11 protein-coding genes and 1 riboswitch are annotated in these 18450 nt (G+C 39.8%); of the genes, 6 read left to right on the forward strand and 5 right to left on the reverse strand.

The genetic code is table 11. The features are described 5' to 3' along the window. The first annotated feature begins 14 nt into the window (after positions 1 to 14). Together ORI89_RS15420 and ORI89_RS15425 are read left to right on the forward strand one after the other, a co-directional pair. Entirely contained in the window at positions 15 to 3209 is a 3195-nt protein-coding gene (locus ORI89_RS15420) for a SusC/RagA family TonB-linked outer membrane protein (protein ID WP_268231404.1), read from the forward strand. An 11-nt stretch (positions 3210 to 3220) separates the two neighbouring features. Further along, positions 3221 to 4573, forward strand: coding sequence for a RagB/SusD family nutrient uptake outer membrane protein (locus tag ORI89_RS15425; RefSeq protein ID WP_268231405.1), 1353 nt, complete (start codon positions 3221 to 3223; stop codon positions 4571 to 4573). A gap of 70 nt (positions 4574 to 4643) precedes the next feature. Here the strand turns inward: ORI89_RS15425 and ORI89_RS15430 are convergent, their stop codons facing one another. The 3 genes from ORI89_RS15430 to ORI89_RS15440 all read right to left on the reverse strand — a co-directional run bounded on the left by ORI89_RS15430 (position 4644) and on the right by ORI89_RS15440 (position 7532). Then, the gene (locus ORI89_RS15430; RefSeq protein WP_268231406.1) at positions 4644 to 4985 is read right to left on the reverse strand and encodes a hypothetical protein; all 342 of its coding nucleotides are present in this window, start codon (positions 4983 to 4985) and stop codon (positions 4644 to 4646) included. 150 nt (positions 4986 to 5135) lie between these two features. After that, a complete protein-coding gene (locus ORI89_RS15435; RefSeq protein WP_268231407.1) occupies positions 5136 to 5600 on the reverse strand; it encodes a MauE/DoxX family redox-associated membrane protein in 465 nt (154 codons plus the stop codon). 873 nt (positions 5601 to 6473) lie between these two features. Beyond that, complete coding sequence (locus tag ORI89_RS15440) at positions 6474 to 7532, reverse strand: Mrp/NBP35 family ATP-binding protein (RefSeq protein WP_268231408.1); 1059 nt, start codon at positions 7530 to 7532, stop codon at positions 6474 to 6476. Positions 7533 to 7660: 128 nt separating this feature from the next. Here ORI89_RS15440 and ORI89_RS15445 point away from each other — a divergent pair, with 128 nt between their 5' ends. Together ORI89_RS15445 and hpt are read left to right on the forward strand one after the other, a co-directional pair. Continuing rightward, positions 7661 to 9697, forward strand: coding sequence for a transglycosylase domain-containing protein (locus ORI89_RS15445; RefSeq protein WP_268231409.1), 2037 nt, complete (start codon positions 7661 to 7663; stop codon positions 9695 to 9697). Between the two features lie 30 nt (positions 9698 to 9727). After that, positions 9728 to 10270 (forward strand): hypoxanthine phosphoribosyltransferase, encoded by a 543-nt coding sequence (gene hpt, locus ORI89_RS15450; RefSeq protein ID WP_268231410.1) that lies wholly within the window; start codon positions 9728 to 9730, stop codon positions 10268 to 10270. 74 nt (positions 10271 to 10344) lie between these two features. On the opposite strand, the gene ORI89_RS15455 is transcribed toward hpt, so the two are convergent. Both ORI89_RS15455 and ORI89_RS15460 read right to left on the reverse strand, forming a co-directional pair. Further along, positions 10345 to 13242, reverse strand: coding sequence for a PD-(D/E)XK nuclease family protein (locus ORI89_RS15455; RefSeq protein WP_268231411.1), 2898 nt, complete (start codon positions 13240 to 13242; stop codon positions 10345 to 10347). A gap of 15 nt (positions 13243 to 13257) precedes the next feature. Beyond that, positions 13258 to 16629, reverse strand: coding sequence for a UvrD-helicase domain-containing protein (locus tag ORI89_RS15460; RefSeq protein ID WP_268231412.1), 3372 nt, complete (start codon positions 16627 to 16629; stop codon positions 13258 to 13260). A 339-nt stretch (positions 16630 to 16968) separates the two neighbouring features. Between ORI89_RS15460 and ORI89_RS15465 the strand changes: the two genes are divergently transcribed. Then, complete coding sequence (locus ORI89_RS15465; protein WP_268231413.1) at positions 16969 to 17508, forward strand: 30S ribosomal protein S16; 540 nt, start codon at positions 16969 to 16971, stop codon at positions 17506 to 17508. A 120-nt stretch (positions 17509 to 17628) separates the two neighbouring features. Then, positions 17629 to 18153, forward strand: coding sequence for a ribosome maturation factor RimM (rimM, locus tag ORI89_RS15470; protein ID WP_268231414.1), 525 nt, complete (start codon positions 17629 to 17631; stop codon positions 18151 to 18153). Between the two features lie 67 nt (positions 18154 to 18220). Continuing rightward, positions 18221 to 18326, forward strand: a riboswitch (SAM riboswitch). Positions 18327 to 18450 lie beyond the last annotated feature (124 nt).

The following is an 18450-nucleotide window of genomic DNA, read 5'->3' on the forward strand; positions in this document are numbered from 1 at the left end:
GAAGGATTTAAATTATGATAAGGTTTTTACTTTTTATAGGCTTTGCTGTTTTAGTTTATGTTGCTGAGGCGCAGGTTTATGGTGTTCTGTATTCTGATAATGGGGATCGATTGTCAGGGGCTACAGTATTTTTGCAAAACAACAATAAATCATCACAGACGGATAAAGAAGGAAAGTTTTCATTTTCAGATGTTAGCCTGCCCGACTCCCTGTTTGTTAGCTATGTAGGCTATACAGAACAGCGGTTATGGGTTGCTTCCGAGCAGGGAGACTTTAAGCTGTATATGCAGAAAGATGGTTCGCAGATAGAAGGGGTGGAAGTGGTTCATACGGGGTTTTATGAAGTACCTAAAGAGCGTGCAACGGGGTCATTTACGGTAGTAAATAACGAACTGCTAAACCGCTCGACGGGTGGCAATATCCTGCAGCGTTTAGAAGGTCTGGCTTCGGGTGTGCAGTTTGTGAACCCCGGCGGCACCGAAACAGCAGATATACGGGTGCGCGGCATAGCTACCCTGCATTCAGATGCTACACCGCTCATCGTGATAGACAATTTTCCTTACGAGGGTGATATCTCTAGCATCAACCCGAATGATGTGGAAAGTGTAACGGTATTGAAAGATGCTGCAGCGGCTTCGATATGGGGTGCACGGGCAGCTAACGGCGTGATCGTGATTACCACCAAGCAGGGGCGCTATAACGAAAGGTCGCAGCTTTCGCTGAGCAGTAATGTTACGGTAAGTCAGAAGCCCGACCTGCTGTACAGCCGCAATAGGCTGCCGTCATCTGTAGTTATGGAAATTGAAAAAGAAAAATATGAACATGGTGGATATTATCCGGTAAACAACCGGGAGCTGGCTTTCCCCGAGTATGTAGAAATGTTGATTGCGCTGGAGAACGGCACGCTCTCCAGGGCGGACTTTGACCGCCAAGAAGCTATTTTGCAGCAAACAGAAGTGCGTGAAGAAGCGATGGAGCACTTGTACCAATCGTCGGTTTCGCAGCAACATGCCTTGAGCGGTAGGGGCGGTGGCGAACGCTATAATTATTTCTTTTCAGCCAATTATGATAAAGGGCGCGCGGATATTATCGGTAATGATCATAACCGTATCAACCTCAATCTGCAGAATACTTTCAAGCCTTTTCGGGATATGGAAGTTAGTGCGAGTTTGTGGTATGCCGAGCAGCGGGGCAAAAATAACGGTATAGGCATAAACGACATTAAGGGCTATAGCAGTTACGTAGGCCTGTCTCCCTACACCCGTCTGATGGACGAAGAGGGGAATGCGCTTCCCGTTATTAAAGACCTACGGCGCGCTTATGTACAGGGGGCTGAAGAAATGGGGCTGCTGGATTGGGAGTATAGGCCTTTGGAAGATCGGGATTTAGTAGATAGGCGTAGTAAGCGGGAAGAGCTGCGGGCTAACTTGGGCTTGAAATATAGCTTTTTAGAGCGTTTTAACTTTTTAGCGACCTATCAATATGTAAAAGGGAGTGGCCAGAGCAGTGTGGTTTATGATAAGGACAGCTATTATGCGCGCGACCTGATCAATAAATTTACGCAGCCCGATGGCAAGATGATTGTCCCTAATGCGGGCATCTATCAGGAGGGCGATCCTAACGCTTCGGCTAGCCACTCGGGGCGTGCGCAGCTAAACTATACGCAGAGTTTTGGCAGGGATCATGTTATCGCTGCTTTGGCAGGAGGCGAAATCCGCAGCTTTGTGCAGAATACCTTTCCGGGCAAAACCTTGTACAATTATGATCCAGAATTACTGTTGGGGTCTGCGTCGTATAATTATCCCGAATATTATAAAAGTAACCCTGGCGGATTTAATTTGCGTTTACCCGCTCCATCATCTACCAGGCGGCAATTTACTGACCGTTACCTGTCGTACTTTGGAAATGCCAGCTATACTTTTAAGGAGCGTTACATTTTGTCGGGTTCTGCGCGTTGGGATGGTTCCAACCTTTTTGGCGTGAAGACCAACCAAAAGGGCACGCCGCTTTGGTCAGTGGGTGGAAGCTGGGATATCAGTAAAGAAGGCTTTTATGCGGTAGATTGGCTGCCTTACCTCAGGTTGCGGACTACCTATGGCAGCGCAGGCAATGTGAACAAGAGCGTGAGCGCTTATCCTGTCATTTATTATGGAGCGATAGATGCGCATACAGGGTTTGCAAATGCTACGGTGAGAAGTGTAGGTAACCCGTCTTTACGCTGGGAGCAGGTGAATACGCTGAATTTTGGGGCAGATTTTCGTGCGTTAAAGAACCGCCTGTCGGGCTCTATTGAGTATTATGTGAAGAATGCGCATGACCTGATCGGGGAAGATATTTTACCGACAAATACAGGCATATACAAAGGTTCATTAGCCGCTTCGTCGAATCTGATCAATTATGCAGACCTGCGCACTAAGGGTTGGGATTTGCAGTTGAACAGCAGAAACTTAGTCGGGCAGTTTCAATGGAACAGCACGTTGCTATTGAGCTATACGACCAATAAGGTGAAGGAATATAAAGGGAATGAAAGTTTGCCTGTTTCTAATTACTTAAATGGTAATATACCCATATTAGGAGAAAGTAAAGATGTGCTATGGGCACTTCCGTGGTATGGTTTAAGCCCTGAGAATGGTTATCCAACCGTGCTAATAGATGGTATTGAATCACAGGATTATACGGCATATTTTAATCAGTTAGAGTTGTCTGGTTTAGTAAGAGAGGGGCTAAGAGTTCCTCCGCTTTATGGTTCTTTGCGAAATACATTTTTCTATAAAGGCTTTTCTTTAGACTTTCTTTTGAGTTGGAAAGGCAACTACAAATTTAGACGCATGTCCAATTTTGGAGGTGTATATGGGATGGTGTATCATTCGGATTACGTAGACAGATGGCAGAAGCCAGGGGATGAGAAGCGAACAGACATACCTGCTACTAGAAAAATTGGTGATAATGTGACTTATTCGGCTAGTATATATGACGATGCAGAAGTGTTGGTCACTCGTGGAGATCAGGTTCGCCTGCAGGATATTAACCTGTCTTATACGTTGCCGAGGTCTGCTACCGGTGGATTTGCAGAGCTGCGTGTATTTGCCTATGCCCGGGACTTGGGTATACTGTGGAAAGCAAATAAACAGGGGATAGACCCTGACTTTGCAAATGCAGAATATAGAACTCCAAAGTCATTTTCCATTGGTGTGCAGGCTAATTTTTAAACATTATGATTATGAAACATATATACTTATTTATTCTTGTCATACTTTCCTGTATAGGTTGTGGCAAAGAGTTTTTAGATAAAAAACGGAATGCTAATCAGGTGGTGCCTGCTTCAGCCAAAGACTTTTTGGCTCTTATGGATTATAAGAGCATGATGAATGGGAATATCACTAGTAGATTACTTTTGGGTGCAGGCGAAGAGTACATAGTAGCAGATGAAGTGTACGATGCGATAAATATTGTCAATTATTTGCCTGAGAAAAGAGCTTATACTTGGGAGAAAGGTGATTTATTTGAAGATAAGGAATTTCAGGACTGGAATATTACGTACGCCCGCATTATGTATACTAACCTAGTGCTAGCAGGTAAGAAGTCGGGCAATTCTGCTCAAGAAACGGAGGAGTGGGATAAATTAAGGGGGATTGCTTTATTCCACCGCAGTTGGAATTACTTTAGGCTAATGCAGCATTATGGAAAGCCATGGAAAAAAGAGATGGAAAACGAAATATGCCCTATTCCGTTCCGTACAGATTATGACTTGGAGGTAAAGGAACGCTACTTATCATACAAAGATTATTATGAACACCTGATTGAAGCGGTAGAAGAGGCTATACAGTTGCTACCTCTTTCGCAACCAGCGAAAACCAGACCAAACCGTTCGGCAGCAAATTTATTGTTATCAAAAATCTATTTGCAGATGCACGATTACAAGAAGGCGCTGGCCCATGCGCAAGAATGTGTGTCGCTAAGCCTGGATTTGTTAGATTTTAATGTCATAGAGCAAACGACAGCATCGCCGTTTAAAGAAGATTATGGATTGTCAAACCCTGAAATTTTGTTTTATCACTCTTCAGAGGGCGGCTATTTTATGAGTGATAGGCGGATGAATGTTTCCAGCAATCTTCTCAATCTTTATGAAACGAGGGATTTAAGAAGTAAAATATTTTTTCTTGAGCAAGAGGATGGTCGCTGGGTTTTTAATGGTCAGTTGAGTGGTAATAATTATACTTATTATGACGGTTTAACAACTGCGGAGGCTTACCTTATAATGGCAGAATGTTTGGCAAGGGATAATGCCCTAGACGATGCACAAGCAATATTGGAAAAGCTGCTGAAAAATCGTTATGAAAAAGGTGCTGATTATAAGTTGAAGAAAGGACTGTCTAAAGACCAATTAGTGGGTAAGGTGTTGGAAGAACGTAGAAAAGAATTGTGCTTTCGAGCTATTCGTTGGGAAGATTTAAGAAGATTGAATGCAGAGGGGATGTATACAGAAACGCTAGAGCGTACAGTAAAAGGTGAACGGCATGAAAACAAATGGGATACGGGAGTATGGTATTGGGGGCTGCCAAAAAGAAGCTGAGAAAAAAGATTAGGGGCTTTTTAGCCCCTAATCCTCGGTATTAGCCCCGTGATGAAAACATGCTTATGAATTATTCCGGTCTGTGACGCGAATCACCCTGGGCGTAGCCGTTGTCGATGACATCCTGCATGGTGATCGGGAAAGTAGTAGAAGCGGGAAGCTCTAATTCTTTCGCACAAAGAGGTTTGCTATCGTCTGTAGATGTGCAAGGGGTAGTTGGCGCACCACCTGGATATAAACCAACAATCTCTAGATCACTATTGTTAGCTGGAGATCCTCCTTGCTTAAGCTCCACTTGATACCAAAGCACCTCATCGTTCTTTTTTATCTCTGTCCATGAAATAGCGAATATTCCAGCAGCGATAAAAGCGACTAAGCCCAGTATGTTGAAGTTTTTAAATAGTTTTTTCATAATTGAAAAGTATTAAAACGTTCGTATGCTTCGATTTACCCAGGTCCGTTGCATGACCTGCCTCTTGGCAATACCTTGACCTTTGCCTGAAAGAGGATAACACATATGATGTATGGCAGGGGAGGTCTGCACCCTGCAAGCCTATGTTAGTCACTGGTTTTTGCTACCCTCCCTTCTGCCTGCATCCGTCTGGACATCTCCAACAGGGAGGCTTCTAGAGGCCAATATCCATGTATATATACCTAAAGCAATAAATGCTATATTGAAAAAAATGTGTTCTATATGGCTGGCATTGTTGAGTATGCCACCACAGGCGCAGGGAACTTTGCCAAAAACTTTGGCAGCCCCTAAAGCGAGGTAAAGTGTAAATAGGCCGAGTAAGCCGACAGAGGTTTTGATGCCTATTAAAGTTGTGCGGCGCTGTATGAGCAAGCCCGCAACGATAAGGCCTAGTAGGGGGATAAACCAGAACAAGATATTCGCCAGCCAGCCTGGGAAAATCTGTAGCTGCATTTCTCTGCGGCTGCTATCCCAGTTGTATAACTTGACGATGGCAGCATACCCCCAAAGGAGTATGAAAATGTAAGGGCTGTATTTTATGATTTTCTTGTTCATGTATTTCTATCTTTTGCTTTAAGCAAAGCTAAGGCACATATTTTTTGAAAATTTGTGTTATAACAAAGGTTTTTCTCGAGATGATTTGTTATGGTATGTTTTTTTATGCCGTTACGACTGTGTTTAGTTTTACTTTTTCTTGATAAAAAGTAATGAAAAATCAAGACTGGGATGCTGTTTCGCTAAAAGCATCTTTAAGCCCGGAATAGGTTTAAGCCGTTTCGCTACGCTTCACTTCGGAAACCTATTCTGTTCGGTCTTTTTGATTGCTTTCTTTACGCGACAGTATCCGAGGTCGGTCCTGTTTTGTGTTTATGATCTCTGTGTTGTTTTTTCTCTCCGTCATCGCGAGCGTAGTGCGGCGATCTCTCTTTTACTTTTACAGTTTTGTTATGGTATGTTTTTTTATTCCCGTGGTAGGCAGACACAGAACAATTGCTGCGTTATGCCACCTATCTGAAGCTTTGTTTTTACTTCCTCATCGCTTACAATTCAAATGTATATCAAAAAAGAAGTGAGTGAGGGGATGATATTTTGAAAGACGACAGGCGTTTTAAAGCTTCTAAGCTAGGTGAGCTCAAAAAAGGTGAGTCGAAGAGCTATTTTTTGAAAAGTTACATTCTTACAGGAGTGGCGTTATAAGCCGTTGTAGGTATGTTTTTTTGAGAAATGGAAGAGGTGTTAAGGGGGATGATCCCCCCTTTATTTTAAAAATATTATAAAAGTAGCTAAAACTTTAAAGCCGGTTAAGCTATTGCATGAATGTAGGGGGGGACAAAGGAGTTGATAAATTATATTATAAAAAGGCTGTGTATTAAACTATAAATACACAGCCTTTTAAAATATTTGCCTGTTAAGATCAGGCATAATTTCTTATTTTCTTGCTAAGATGGATAGTTCCTGTGCTACTTTACCGGCAATATCTCTAAACGACTCTACTACTTTTTCTTCTGCATCCAATAAAATTGGAAAACCATTGTCTCCGGCATCCGCTACTGACTTGACTAACGGGATTTCGCCAAGAAGCGTCACGTTGTTACTTTCGGCTAATCTTTTACCTCCGTCTTTTCCAAAAATATAGTATTTATTATCCGGTAGCTCAGCAGGGGAGAAGTAAGCCATATTTTCCACAATACCGATAATTGGGATATTAATACCTTCCATTTGATACATCGCTAATCCTTTTACAGCATCGGCTACGGCTACTTGCTGTGGTGTCGTGACAATGACAGCGCCCGATATAGGATAGGATTGTGCTACAGTGATATGAATATCTCCGGTTCCTGGTGGCATATCTACAACAAGATAATCTAGCTCGCCCCATTCGGTATCACCAAAAAGCTGTTTTATGGCAGAGGTGGCCATAGGCCCTCGCCAAGGAATTGGCTGGTTGGGGTCGGTAAAGAAACCGATAGATAATAGTTTTAAACCATATTTTTCAATAGGAACCATTTTCGTTTTGCCATCAGGAGTTTTCATAGACTCGGGGCGTGCGTTTTCCAGACCAAACATAATAGGAAGCGACGGGCCATAAATATCTGCATCTAAGAGCCCGGTTTTAGCGCCTGTGTCTGCCAAGGCTAGAGCTAGGTTGCTGGCAACAGTAGATTTACCAACACCGCCTTTTCCTGAAGAAACTAAAATAATATTCTTTATATTGTTAAGTTGTGCTGTTTCGGTACTGATAACCCGGGATGTCATATTGATTTCTGCCTCGATTTCTTTGCCTATGAAAAGTGCAATTGCATTACGGCATGCATGCTCTATATGATCTTTGAGCGGGCAGGCGGGCGTAGTTAAAACAACATCAAACTTTACTTTATTCGGTAATATCTCTATATTTTGAATCATGTTAAGCGTGACGAGATCTTTTTTCAAGTCCGGATCGTCAACATGACTCAATGCGTGTAATACATTTTCTTTAGTAACCATAATCCTATTTTCTTAAACAAATCTACAAAATGCAGGCTACAATAATGTCATTTTTGGGTTGTTATAAAAGTTGAAGAAAAATAGTTTGTCATAATTGTCTAATTTTGACGAAATGTTAAATAGGTCATATGAAACTGAAAGACATACAGGAATATTTAATGCCGTATAAAAAGGTAATATGGATTGCTCTAGGGGTACTGGTCGGGCTATTAGCTTTATCAGTAGTAGTGGGTTTAAGTATACGGAAGGAGCTGTTGAGCAAAACACTGGCAAAAGTAGAGCGAAAGTTCAGGGATGATTATGCTATCGTATTTAAAGTTGAAGAAGCTCGTTTTTCGGGACTGAATAGCGTCAGTATGCGCCATGTAGAGCTTCTCCCTGATAATCGGGAGAAGCTTGCAGACATCGGTTATATGGAGATAAGCATTCAATTGTGGTCACTTTTATTCGGCGAAGTTAAAGTCGGGAATTTACAGCTCCATGATACGCAAGTGAGCTTTGTTAAACGGGACAGCTTAAGCAATTATGATTTTTTATTTCGCAAAAAACAACAGGATAGCACGGTAGCGAAACTAACGAATGAACAGAATTATGCAGCTTTGCTTGAAAGTATTATCAAAGAGGTTTTTTTTAAAATACCTCGTAATATGGAAGTGAAAAACTTTGAACTGTCATACCGTGATGATTACATGGAGCAGCGGGTGCATGTGCCCGATGGCTTGATAGATGATGGAGAATTTAGAGCAGCATTATTTTTAAATAACCATGAGGCGCAGTGGAATTTGACTGGGCATGTAAATTCTAAAAGACAGCAAATGAAGCTTGTTGTTTCTTCGGAAAAAGAGAATGTGGAGTTGCCTTTTTTAAAGGGCAAGTATGGCTTAAGTGTTAGTTTTGATGAACTTGTTTTTGATTTAGAAAAAGTTAAACGGCAAAGTAGAGATTCGCTAACATTAGCTGGGAGCTGGTCGTTTGCTAACCTTAGCGTAGAACATCGCAGGTTGTCCGAGCAGAAGGTGTCTTGGCCCGAAGCTTCTGGACAAGGGCAGATTAATATTGGAAAGTCAAGTGTAGAGATTGATCCGGAAAGTACGGTAAAGGTTAAAGATTTTGTTGTACATCCGCATATCCGTTATGATATGAATCCCGAAAAAGTTTTTTCACTTGCGGTGCATACCGGGTATTTTGAGGCGCAAAAATTATTTGATGCTATACCTTCCGGTCTGTTTAATAGTGTAGAAGGTATAGAAGTGCAAGGGCAGGTTGCTTATGATTTAGATTTTAAGATAAATATAGATAATCCGGACAGTCTGAGCTTTAGCTCGAAAATTGATGATAAGCAGTTGAAAATAGTAAAATGGGGAGCACTTGATCCTACAGAGATGAATGGAGCGTTTGTTTATAAAGCTTACGAAGATTCGGTATTGATGCGAGAGATTGTGGTGGGCAGATCTAATCCTAAGTTTACGGCATTGGAGGATATTGCTCCGGTTTTGAGAAAATCCGTTTTAAACACGGAGGACCCTAATTTTTTTCAGCATAAAGGGTTTGAAGAAGAAGCATTTAAATTATCTCTTATTACGAATGTTAAGGAGAAAGCATTCAAGCGTGGAGCAAGTACTATCTCTATGCAATTGGTGAAAAATGTGTTTCTGAACCGTAATAAAACCATGATGCGAAAGTTTGAAGAGGTGCTATTGGTATGGCTAATAGAAAATTCAGGAGAAGTGAGTAAAGAGCGGATGTATGAAGTGTACTTGAATGTGATTGAATGGGGCAAAAATATATATGGTATACAGGAGGCTGCGCAGTATTATTTTGCTAAAGCACCAAGTATGCTCACGCTAGGAGAGAGCTTGTACCTAGCGAGTATTGTACCGAGACCGAAAACAGGCTTGTCTTCTTTTGATTATAGCGGACATTTAAAACCATGGCTACAGCGCTACTTTAATACCTACGGGTCGATCATGGCGAAAAGAGGGCAATTGGAGGAAGAAGAAATGTTGGAAGCCTATGGGTTCTATCAAGTGCAATTGCGTGAAGCTTTAAGACCTCCGCGTCCTGCGGGAGTGTCGGATAGTTTAGAAGCAGAGGATATAGAAGCGGAACAAGAAGCTATAATTAAAGAGCTGGAAAAAGAAGAAAGGCTGCTCTTGTTGGAATAATAAAATATTACAAAGTAAAAAGATGAATGTATGAAACAGGTAATTGTCGGCGACTTAACCTTTGATTTGTTTATTAGTGCTAATCAGATTAAAGAGCGTACAACTGAAATGGGGCAAAAAATAAGCGAAACATATGGGGATAAAAAGCCTGTATTTATAGGTGTTTTGAATGGTTGTTTTATGTTTATGGCAGATCTGATAAGGGAGGTTGATATTCCGTGCGAGCTGTCTTTTGTAAAATTGTCTTCTTACCAAGGAACAGCCTACGGACAGATAAATGAGCTGCTTGGGGTAGGGATTGATTTGACAGGCAGGGATGTTATTCTTGTAGAAGATGTAATTGATTCTGGAAATTCACTGAAATATACGATAGAAGCACTGGAGAAATTAAAAGTGAAAAGTATAGCTGTTTGTGCCCTATTGTTGAAGCCTAGCTGTTTACTGCATACTTTCGATAATATTTTAGCCGTGGGTTTCGAAATAGAGAAGGAGTTTGTCGTTGGTTACGGTCTAGATTATGACGGCCTTGGCCGAAACTTAGCAGATATTTATCAGTGTGCACCAGAACAGTAATAGCTTATTTTTTGGAATTTTTTGCAAGGAGAGTTTAAGGGTTAAATAAACTCTCCTTATTTTTTTAGATAAAATTAATTATCGACCACAGTATGCTCGTCTTCGGCTTCAGTTGCGGCATATTTATAAAAGAGTTTATATGGGTCCGATTCATAAATTTTATTTTCGGGGTTATGTTTGAAAGGAATATCAGGATTGAATAGCTCTTCTAGTATTTGTTTTAAAAAAACAACAAATTCTTCTTTAGCTTTTGCTAAGGTAGGGCCTTCTAAAATCTCTCGGGTTGTTTTGAAAATAGAGCCTTCTTCCCGCATTTTACGAGCGACATAGAGATGTGGTTCAAGCTGCGTTATATTGCTGCATTTTTCAAATACATATGCGTAGAAAAGTGTTTGGACCAAGGCTTTATTGTCGGTGTCGGAGGCAAAGACTTTGTCAAGGCTTTTAAATACAACACTGTCTCCCCCGGTTTTATAGTCTACAATTCTTGTTTTCACCTCGCCATCTGCTGTAAGTACTTCATCTACGCGGTCTATAATCCCGAATAAGCGTATAGTTTCTTCCTTCCCTTGAATAGTGATTGGAAAATCAAGGTTGTAATCTTTATCATTTTCAAGCTCTATGATTTTGAAAGCTTGATAATGATCGATATCATATTGCAGATACATACACACGTATTCGTAAGCGATTTTATGCATAATGCGTTGCATACTGTTTAGATCGTCTAATTTCTCAAGTTTCACGTGGTATAGCACAGCTATTTCTTGAATGACAAGTTGATCTATGATTGTCAGCTTCTTTTTTAGTTCGTTGGTTGATGTAAAGGATTCTACGCCTTTGTAAGGCTGTAATACTTTCTCCATGACTTCGTGAATGACAGTTCCGAGTTTGTTCATTTCAAATTCTTGAGAAAGTGTTGGGGGCTCCTTAATTTCGGCGACGTATTTTAAGAAAAACTGTAGCGGTGATTGTAGGTAGCTAGTTAGGGCTGTGGCTGATAATTTTTTCTTTTTTGCTACATAGTTGTCGAATAAGGTTGTCCATACTGCTCCTTGTTTTGGTATAACTAGCTCTTTTGCTGGTTCGCCAAATTGTATAGGCTGCTGTTGTCGATGGGTAATGAAATTGAAATTGCTTTCAAATTGCAGCTGTTTGATAAATCGACTCTCTTCGCCACTACTGTTCTCATCAATAAGACTATTGTAAAATATATGTATTCCTTTGCTATATTGAAAATTACGGTAGAACAGATAAGCAGACAGGGCATCTTGATTTTCTAAAATAGGTAAATCGTAGGCCATGCGTAAGCTATTGGGTAAAAATGTAGGCGAGCTCGATGTGGGAGGAAGAATGCCTTCGTTGGCTCCTAATATATATACAGTGTCAAAATTTAAGCAACGGCTTTCTAGTAATCCCATGATTTGTAGTCCTTTCAGCGGATCGCCTTCGATGGCTGAATTGATTGGGGTAATCGCTTTTTTGACCAAACCTATTTGAAAAGCTATCGAGGTTGGAGCAAGGCTGTCTATGCCCAGTTGAAGCTGATTGAGCACTTTCTTGGTTTCGACTAGTAAATTACTGTCAATTTGTCCAACTCGATCTTGTTCAGCCATGGCGTTTTGGAGTGTTTCCAGTATATGTATTAAGCTGGGAAGTAAATCTTGGCTGTTGCTGATCGGTCTGAAAAAATAGGGTAGCACACTGGTTTTAATATGTATAGATTCTAGATCTACTTCAAAAAGTTGTTTTGCTGTAATGTTGTTTAGTAATTCAGAGCGCTCTTTATCTGCTAAGCGGCTCAATGGGTGGTTGGCAAAAGTCTCTACATATTGAAAAGGTATTTTATTACGCCTTAAATGAGCTATATCTTCTTGCACTTTCATCCATAAATCAAGCAATCCATAAATAGGCGATTGCATTAAGGGATACCCTGTTGTAATGTTTGGCTTTAAATCGGGCAAGCTTTGTAGCAATGGCACGAGTAGGCTTTCGTCTGCAAGTAATATGGCCGAGCTTTGATTTTCTTTTTCTTCTTGCAGTAGAATTTGGTGTAAAAGCTTGGTTTGGCTGTTTTTACCGTCGGCAGCATATAAGTGTATATTGTTGCTGCGGTTGCCAATAATATTGGGACTTTCGCCCAACGCATTGTGTAGATTGTGGCTTTGTATATTTCTACGAATGAATAGCCCCGCCTCCTGTTGTTTATCGTCTAAATAATAAGCATCAGCATCGAAGTAGAAAAGTGCTTTTTCTTCCGCTTGCCATTTTTTAAATAAATGAGCTTCTGCTTTGTTCAGCGCATTAAAACCAATAAAAAGTACTTTTTTATACTTTTGAATAAAATTGGGATTATCTGCTTTACCTTCTACTAAGTTGCGATATAAGGTAGGATAGTTGCTTTGTTTTTCGCTGTGTAGTTTCTGTTTAAATTTAAGGTAAAGCTTTGGAAGACGCTTCCAAAGACGTAGAAAACGTTGCTGTACGGCCGTGTGACCGTTTATACTAAACGACTGCCAAAACTGCCGGATGAATGCTTGTTGCTCTGGAGTGAACTGCTGGAACGCTAAGTCTATTTTTGTACTATCGTGTAGTTCCATGAATATATGATCGACATTAACGAGTTCATAATCCAACTGGCTAAAATCGCTGAGTATTATCTCGGCTATCGGATAGAACTCTTCTAAGGTTTCCGGTTCGATGCCTTCTTCGATAAGCATAGCGTTATGTAGTTCGTATAAATAGAAGAACTGAGTGAGTTGACTGCTCTCTGTTTTGCCGCTTGAAAGCTTGATGAATTCTTGGATAGTGAAAAATTGAGGCGACCATATAGCTTTTCCAAACACATCCGAAAGATGTTTTTTAAGATAAGTAATAGGCCGCTTATTGTTAAAAACAATGGCTACATCAGAAAGTTGATCGCCAAACCGTGTTTGTATATCTTCAGCAACTAATTGTAAAAAAGGTTTGTTCATTTCTTTATCTCCCGATTATTTTACTTCGACTAACTCGTTAAACTTAGCATAATACAAATAGCCTTTTACTTGTTGGTAGCCTAGGTTTTGTAAGGCTTTTTTGTAGCTGTCTACTTGCCATTTGTGGTCGGCATAATCGCCTTTTGTAAACTTAAAGTCTAACACAATAGTCTCTTCTGCGGCAGTGAATACTTTGTCCGGTCTAATGGTTTGTCCATCTGCCAATATGATGCTTGCTTCATTCCATATTTTGTAACTGCCGGACAGCCATTTGTTTATTTGGGGGTGCCGCCAAATGCGCATAATTTCCTCTAATAGTAATGAGCGTTCTTCTTTGCCTAATATGCCTTGTTCTATATAACTATCTATTGATGTTAATATTTCATCTTCTCTACTGACTTCGGATATTATTTCATGAGCAAGAAGACCGTATTGGGCCGCTTTCTCTAGTTGCATGATGTTATTTATGCTTCTTTTGGCTGTGCTGTCGAAAGCGTTTTTGAGTTCGTTGGATAAAGGGTATTGCTCTAAGGTAATTATTGTTTCATTAGAAGCTTCTGATAAGTTTTTATCGAAGGTTTGTGCCTGATTTGACGTAGGATCTATTTTCAGGCTGTTAGCTGTTAAGGCAAATGGAGTGTCTTCTTTGTCGAGCACTTGATAAAGTATGTCACTGATGTAGTCGTTTTTGATGGCATAACCTGTGATTGCGCCTGTTTTTTTATCTACCTGTTCAGTAAAGCCTGGTGCTGTTATATAGAGGTGCTGGATGGCACGTGTTGTAGCAACATAGAAAGTGTTGAGGGAGTCCATGTAATTGAAAAGCATTTCTTCAAAATATTGCTTGTAAAAGATAGATTGACCAACAGTGCTATTATATTTAATAGGTATTTTGCCAAGCTGGGCAAAAGGACTGTCTGTCGTGTCGATCCAAAAATCGCCATTTAACATACTATCCAAGGTCCATGAGCAAAAAGGTATCATAACTACATCGTATGCCAGACCCTTTGATTTATGTATGGTTGTTACCTCAATGGCGTCAATATGTGTACTGGCAGGCAAAGAAGCTTTATGCCCATCTTCCTCCCAATATTGTATAAATTGGTTGAGCCCACGATCGCCCTGCGTTGAGAAATTGCTTACCATATCCTTAAAAGCCAGTATATATGGAAGATGTATATTATTCTTTTGTTGTAAACCATAAATCTCAATGAGTTGTTCGATTAAATGAATAAGGGGAGAGCGTTGAAGCTCTGACCACTGCATGAGTAGGTCGGCAGGTAAGAGGGCGCTTAGATCATTTATTCGGTTGCTCTTGAAATTTAACCACTCGTTTGGAGGAAAGCTTTCTCCTTGATTAATGAGCTGGTATAAATAGGCCATTTTGGCCCTGTAGATAATATGTTGATCTGATTGGTAAACAAATGCTTTAAGAGTTTCTACAAGGAGTTGTATTGCCTCGTTAGCGGCTAAAGAAAGTGCATCGCCCGATATAACATTGAAGTTCAAGCCAGTTTCGTTTTTATAAAGCATGAGTTGTTCGATAACCATTTTTGCTTGCGCATTGCTGCGCACTAGAATACCGATTTGTCCTGCTTTATATCGACCTGAGTTTAACCATTCAGCAACTTTATGGCAAAGTGCGGCTAAGGACTCTGCTTGTACCTTGTTGCTTCGAAAGCGACCGTCCGTTACAGGAAAATAGTCTATTTCTATAGATCCGGAAAACGATTCGCTGAATTGTTTATGTTCGGGTATTTGCTGTTCGCTTTTTTCATAAGCTTTAAGGAGCATGCGGTCGTTGCCTGAGGTGTTCCACCAATCCCATGCATCTCCATCTAAACTTTCCCGTACTTTTTCGTTAAGTACTCTTTGTAATATATGGGGAATTTCTTTGAAAAGATAGTTGTTAAAGGATATAATATTTGGCAAACTTCTATAGTTTGTTTCTAACGTGCCGTTTTCTATAAACTGTTGCCGTTGTTGTGGCTGTAAATGGAAGGCTGTGGCTATTTGTTCTTCTACCTGTTGAAGGAGTATACGCCAATCGCCATTGCGCCAGCGATAAATACTTTGTTTGACATCGCCAACAATTAGATGTTCATGAGTTTTTTGCTGAGCATTGCCTAATGCATTTATTAAAAGTGGGCTGTAGTTCTTCCATTGTATGCGAGATGTGTCTTGAAACTCGTCGAATAGAAAATAGTTATACCTGTTGCCAATTTTCTCCCAAATAAAGGTGGGGTCGTTGTTGTGATCCAAGCCAAGTTTGTTAAGCAGGATTTGGGAGTCGGATATGAGTTGCGCTCCATTCTCTTTACGCCATAGGCTTAGTAAATCGCTCATTTCTTTCAACAACCGGAGGTAGTATAAGTTGTTTTGTACAGCCTGATAGGCAATATAGGCGGAGAAATATTGTTGGAGCTCTGCTATTTGTTGTAAGATAGGTGCAACTGCGTAGCGTATATCATCTCGCTGGTTTTTATCTGAATCGATATAGCTGTCTTCATGTGTCTGTAAATCTGTAAAACGTTCGAAAATCTTTTGTAAACTTGATGGGCTTTCCTTTTGAATGTTGGGACTGATACGGCTGGCAACGAGAAGTTTGTTTCGGGATTTTCCTTTTAAATCTTCATTACCGAGTTGAAAGGATTTTATACAATCTATGTAAGTTTGAATAGCTAAACTAAGGCTGTCTAAAAAAGTCTTTGTTTGTTCTTGTACTTCGCTATGTAGAAGGTGGAATATCTTTTTATCATCCGTAGCAGAAATAGCTGCATTAAACTCTTGAAAGTTTTCAGTAAAAATAAGTCCTGCTAAATTGAGTAATTGTTTCCTGTAGTTCCAGTTTTCATTATTCGCTATTTTCTGTTCGGCAAAAGCGATGATCCATTCAAGTAGGTCGGGACGCTCGTCAAGCATCTGGTTAAGCATAATACTGAGATCTTGCTTAACTTTCGCGGTATTCATTTCTACTTTATATGCAGCATCCAGGTTTAGTTCGTATGTAAAGCTGCGAATAACCTTTTGTGAAAAACCGTCGATCGTGCTTATTGTAAAACGCCCATAATCGTGTAGTATGCGACGGTATACGCGTTTTGCCTTTTCGAGCAAATCGTCGGTTTTCCAATAATAGTGTTGTTCTAATAATAGTTTACGAAAACTATCTATTTTAGGTTGTTTGTCGCCTGTTGCTAACCCCTGAAGCACACTTAATATACGTTCTTTCATCTCGGCAGTAGCTTTGTTGGTAAACGTGACAGCCAGTATTTCCCGATAGTTATTCTCGTCGATTAGGAGAAGGTTGATATAGTGTAGGGTGAGGCTGAAAGTTTTGCCTGAACCGGCAGAGGCTTTCAAGATTTTTAGAGGCGCAACAGGATTCATATATAAACAATTATTCGTGTGTTATTTGTTGGTCGAGCGAATGAAAACGTTGTATTCACTGTTTAAGCTCGAAAGTACGGTTTGAATTTTAACCATCATATGGAATGACGTAAAATATTTTTATAACAGTATTCATGTCTTTTTATTATGTGAATTGTTAGACGTTTATGGGAGATGAACATTATCATATGGTGAAGGTAGAAAGTAAAATGGGAAAAGACAAGAAGGCTTAGGGAATGAGGACTTTATTTGTTTTTATTTCTATTTTTATTACTATCTTTGCGTCCCCTCTTACTCGTTGTACGGGGGATATGTTGAATACATAAATAATTAAAGAAAATGGCAACTAAAATCAGATTGCAAAGACACGGTAAAAAAGGAAAACCTTTTTACCACGTAGTAGTAGCAGATTCACGTGCACCACGTGACGGTAAATTTATCGAGCGTTTAGGTTCTTACAACCCGAATACTAACCCAGCAACTATCGTTTTAAACGTAGATAAAGCTGTTGATTGGTTAAACAAAGGGGCACAGCCTACTGATACTGCACGTACTATTCTTTCTACAGAAGGTGTTCTTTACAAAAAACACTTACAAGGTGGTGTTAAAAAAGGTGCTTTCGATGAGGCTAAAGCTGAAGAGCTTTTTGCTACATGGTTAGAAGGAAAAGCTAACAAAACAGAAGCTGCCAAAACAGGTTTAGCACAGTCTAAAGAAGAAGCTAAAAAAGCAGCTTTAGCTGCTGAAGCTATCAAAAAGGCGGAAAAAGCAGCAGCTATTGCAGCAAAAAATACGCCTCCAGCTGAAGAAGCTCCTGCTGAGGAAGAAACTCCAGAAGCAGACGCTGAAGCTCCAGCTTCTGAAGAAACAGAAGGATAATACTTATCCTGAAGAAATTCAAAGAAAGCCGAACCTGAAAAAGAGTTCGGCTTTTTTATGTTTTAGGAACAGTGCGTAAATGTCTCTGTTTTTTTATCTTTACGACTTAATTCGTTTATCATGACTTTTGAAGAATCTTTTTATATAGGTTATATTACAAAAACTAGAGGTTTAAAGGGGGAGTTGCAGCTCTTTTTTGAGTTTGAAGATTATTTAGATCTGGATTTTGATGTGCTTTTTATAGAGATTGATAAAAAACTAGTTCCTTTTTTTGTAGGGTCAATAAAAGTTCAAAAAAATAGTACGGCATACCTTAACTTAGATGATGTAGATCATATTGATAAAGCACAGCCTTTATTGCGTAAAAAGGTGTATTTATCAAATGATAAATTACCAGAAAGAGATCCGGAGGACTTTCGCTATACTGATTTGATAGGCTTTTTAGTGATAGATGAACTTGAAGGAGAGCTCGGAGATATAATTCATGTACAGGAATTGCCGCAACAATTTATTGCAACTGTGAATTATGGAGAGAAAGACCTTTTATTTCCCTTAAGTGAGGATTTTATAGTTGGTATTGATCGTGATGAAGAAATTATTGTAGTTAATTTACCAGAAGGGTTGGTTGATATTTACAAAGATTAGTCTACAAGAAAGATAGATATTTTTATTTTTTCTTTTTATTGTTAATTGTATTAACGATATTAGCGTTTGCTTATAGAGAAAGGCAGAGGGAATAGACCCGATGAAGCCTTAGCAACCTGACACTTGTCAAGGTGCTACATTCTACTCCAAAAAATATTGGGGAAAGATAAGCTGAACAAACATAGGTGCCCTATTGTGCGTTTTCTCCTAAGCTATAGTGTTTTTTAAGTATGTGATATCTAAAGTTTCTTAAATTTTAATATGGAAACTTGAGCTGTTGCATGAAAAAATAATGAG

The sequence above is a fragment of the Sphingobacterium sp. UT-1RO-CII-1 genome, assembly GCF_026711005.1.
Lineage (GTDB): Bacteria > Bacteroidota > Bacteroidia > Sphingobacteriales > Sphingobacteriaceae > Sphingobacterium.

Coding starts and splice junctions, on each gene's coding strand:
- ORI89_RS15420 (WP_268231404.1), top strand. CDS start 15: ATGATAAGGTTTTTACTTTTTATAGGCTTTGCTGTTTTAGTTTATGTT.
- ORI89_RS15425 (WP_268231405.1), top strand. CDS start 3,221: ATGAAACATATATACTTATTTATTCTTGTCATACTTTCCTGTATAGGT.
- ORI89_RS15430 (WP_268231406.1), bottom strand. CDS start 4,985: ATGAAAAAACTATTTAAAAACTTCAACATACTGGGCTTAGTCGCTTTT.
- ORI89_RS15435 (WP_268231407.1), bottom strand. CDS start 5,600: ATGAACAAGAAAATCATAAAATACAGCCCTTACATTTTCATACTCCTT.
- ORI89_RS15440 (WP_268231408.1), bottom strand. CDS start 7,532: ATGGTTACTAAAGAAAATGTATTACACGCATTGAGTCATGTTGACGAT.
- ORI89_RS15445 (WP_268231409.1), top strand. CDS start 7,661: ATGAAACTGAAAGACATACAGGAATATTTAATGCCGTATAAAAAGGTA.
- hpt (WP_268231410.1), top strand. CDS start 9,728: ATGAAACAGGTAATTGTCGGCGACTTAACCTTTGATTTGTTTATTAGT.
- ORI89_RS15455 (WP_268231411.1), bottom strand. CDS start 13,242: ATGAACAAACCTTTTTTACAATTAGTTGCTGAAGATATACAAACACGG.
- ORI89_RS15460 (WP_268231412.1), bottom strand. CDS start 16,629: ATGAATCCTGTTGCGCCTCTAAAAATCTTGAAAGCCTCTGCCGGTTCA.
- ORI89_RS15465 (WP_268231413.1), top strand. CDS start 16,969: ATGGCAACTAAAATCAGATTGCAAAGACACGGTAAAAAAGGAAAACCT.
- rimM (WP_268231414.1), top strand. CDS start 17,629: ATGACTTTTGAAGAATCTTTTTATATAGGTTATATTACAAAAACTAGA.